The 2,867-nt window shown below is 68.4% G+C and carries 2 protein-coding genes and 1 pseudogene; 1 reads left to right on the top strand and 2 read right to left on the bottom strand.

Features of this window, described 5'->3' with window-relative positions; all coding sequences use genetic code 11:
- A partial coding sequence (locus tag VF468_17275; protein HEX5880043.1) for a MerR family transcriptional regulator occupies window positions 1-803 on the top strand: 803 nt, incomplete at its 5' end.
- 190 nt (window positions 804-993) lie between these two features.
- On the opposite strand, the gene VF468_17270 is transcribed toward VF468_17275, so the two are convergent.
- Entirely contained in the window at window positions 994-1,398 is a 405-nt protein-coding gene (locus VF468_17270) for a GNAT family N-acetyltransferase (GenBank protein ID HEX5880042.1), read from the bottom strand.
- Window positions 1,399-1,472: 74 nt separating this feature from the next.
- Window positions 1,473-2,674 (bottom strand): annotated as a pseudogene (locus VF468_17265) (transposase).
- Window positions 2,675-2,867 lie beyond the last annotated feature (193 nt).

Raw genomic sequence — 2,867 nt, 5'->3', positions numbered from 1 at the left:
ATTGTCCGCAGCTAGATCTCGGACAATTCCAGGAGATCCACCGGTACGCCACCTTCCCACCTCGTGTGGAGGCGCTTCGGCGGACCTGGCAGCGCGGGGAGCCCACATGGATTCCCGACCTCCTGGCTCGCTCCGAGCTTCCGCAGGCCCCTGTCGCCTCCGGGGAGCCGATGCACGGCTGGCTCGGGTTCCCGGCCCTGCGCTCCGGCGGCGTCATCGGCGTGGTCGAGTTCATTAGCCGTGAGACGCGGCAGCCGGATGCCGAGCTCTCGGGAATGCTCGGGGACCTGGGCCATCTCTACGGCCGGCTCCTCGAGGACGTGGAGGCTTCAGGTGTCCGGCTGGTTTACCAGGCCGACACGGTTCAGCCGGGGACACCGGAAGCGCCGCCGGCGACCGTGCCAGCCGCCTTTCGGGACTTGGCGGGCGCGGTCGCGGCGGCCGCTGAACCAGCTCCTCGAGAGCGTCCGGAGCAGCGCTGGCGGGCCGCCCGCCGTGAGCCCGTCGACCCGTCGGGCAGGGCGGCCGTCCAGCTTCCGCCACCGCTCCCGACCGGCCTGACGTTGAAGGCCGTGAGCCGACGCACCGGAATCCCGGCAGCGACGCTACGAACTTGGGAGCATCGGTACGGGTTCCTGCGCCCGAGACGCTCGGCGAGCGGGTACCGACTCTACGGCGAGGAGGAGATCGCTCGCATCGAGCACGTCAAGTATCTCGTGGGGCAGGGAGTCCGGATCGGCGCGGCGATGAAGGCGGTCGTCGAGGAGGCAACGAACAGGGAGCCAACCGGCGAAGCCCAGTAGCTCTCCGACCAGGCTATGCCGGGGAGAGCGGGAAGCACGCCGAGGTGTACCGTCTCACCCCTCGATCCCCGAGTGGCCGTCGATCCTGATCGAGGCCGTCCGGGTTGGCCCGCGCCTACTCGGTGAGCGACGGGGAGGTCACGACGCGAGCTCTAGAGCACTGATGTTGATTGGTGGGTGGGGTCAGTGATCAGAGCTCGATCAGCCCGGCGTTGGTCGGGGTGAACCCGCAGGCGTCGAAGTAGAACCCCCGCAGGTGGTCCTCGAAGTCGACGTGCAGCCACTCGCATCCGGCCGCTCTGGCCTCCCGAACGGCGATCTCGACCAGCCGGGTCCCGATCCCGCGCCGCCGCGCCCCGGCGGCCACCATGGTGTCGAGCACGAACGCATGCACCACCCCGTCCCAGGCCACGTTCACGAACCCGACCAGCTCGCCCCCGTCGCGGGCGCACACCCACCCCAGGCTGTGCCCCTCGACCTGCCGTCGCCAGTCCCACTCGGCGTCGCTCAGCACCGGGTGGTCGAAGCACTCGGCATGGAGCCCGTTGGCCTCGGCGCTGGTGAACTCGCCGCGCCATTCGTGGGAGATCGCCATGCCCGCATCATAGAGTGACCGCGTTCGAGTCCAAGATGGTGACTTCTCTGACGGCTGCAGCCGCCAGCGTCTTTTCACGCAGCCGAATCGGCGGCGAGACGGGCCAGTCCAGCCCGGAGAATGTTGCGTGCCGCATGTTCGTCCGCATCGACGGCATGCCCGCACCGCCGACAGGAGAACACCGCTTGGCTGGCGCGATTCTCCTGGGCGGTGTACCCGCAGGCTCCGCAGCGGTCGGAGGTGTGCCGGGCGTCCACCTCGATCACCACACGCCTAGCCTCTTCCGCTTTGGCGCGCAGGATCGACACGAACTGAGCCCAGCCCACGTCATGGATGCTTCGATGCAAGCCGGTCTTGGCCGCGGCCCGGTTGGGCAGGAACCGGCCGGGCTGGTCGGGATCGGGGCGGGGGGCCGGTCGCCGCACCATGTTGCGGATCCTCAGGTCCTCCACGACCAGGAGGCCATGGTCGGCGACAAGCGCCCGGGCCGCATGGTAATGGAAGTTGCGGCGCTGGTTGGCGAGCTTGCGATGGCGGGCCGCCACCGTCGCTCTGGCCTTGGCACGGTTGTTGGAGCCCGCTGCTTGCGGGCCAGGATCTGTTGGGCGGTGCTCAGCTTGGCGGCGGCGGCCCGCCCAAGGCGAGGGTTGGGAAGATGTTCGCCGTCGGAGGTGGTGGCGAAGCTGGCGATCCCGACATCGATACCGACTGCCGCCCTGGTGGGCGCCAAGGGCCGCGTCGGCACCTCGTCGCAGGACAGCACCAGCATCCAACGGCGCCCTTGGCGGCGAATCTGGATGGTCTTGACCCGGCCTTGGACCTGGCGATGCACGCTGGTCTTCACGTGCCCGATCCCCTGGAGGTAGACGCGGTGGCGGTCGGGCTGCCAGCGACAGCCATCACCATCGCTGGGCCACTCGACACCGTCGAACCGGTGGGCCGGCTTGAACCGCGGATAGCCGGCCGTCTGGCCGACTTTGACCCGCCGGTAGAATGCGGTGAACGCCCGGTTCAGGCGGCGCAGCGTCGCCTGTTGAGACGAGAACGACCACACCGCGGTATCGGGACGGACGTCCCGGATCTCTTTGAGTTGGGCCGACTGGTCCCCGTAAGAGATGCCGATTCCCTGCATTTTCCAGGCGTCCCGTCGTTCCTGCAGAGCTGCGTTGTACAGCTCCCGATGCGACGCCAAGCATTGCCTCAGGGCGACATGCTGACGCGCAGTTGGCCGCAGCCGGAACACATAAGCCCGCCTCACAGCGGATCCCACTGCCATTCGATGCGCCGACGGGCCACCGCACAGAGAAGGGTATCGATCATGACACGACGATCGTACGCATCCGGTACGACACCCACGGCGACCCCACCCGGGCGTTCAGCCTGAACCCCACCCTCTCATGACGAAGCTGCCAGTCCTTCGGGTCATGTGATGGCCGAGACGCTGGGGCACTTCGGCGACCAGATCGCGG

Source organism: Actinomycetota bacterium (assembly GCA_036280995.1).
Taxonomy (GTDB): Bacteria; Actinomycetota; CALGFH01; order CALGFH01; family CALGFH01; genus CALGFH01.
This window is presented reverse-complemented; position numbering and strand designations above follow the sequence as displayed.

Coding starts and splice junctions, on each gene's coding strand:
- VF468_17270 (HEX5880042.1), bottom strand. CDS start 1,398: ATGGCGATCTCCCACGAATGGCGCGGCGAGTTCACCAGCGCCGAGGCC.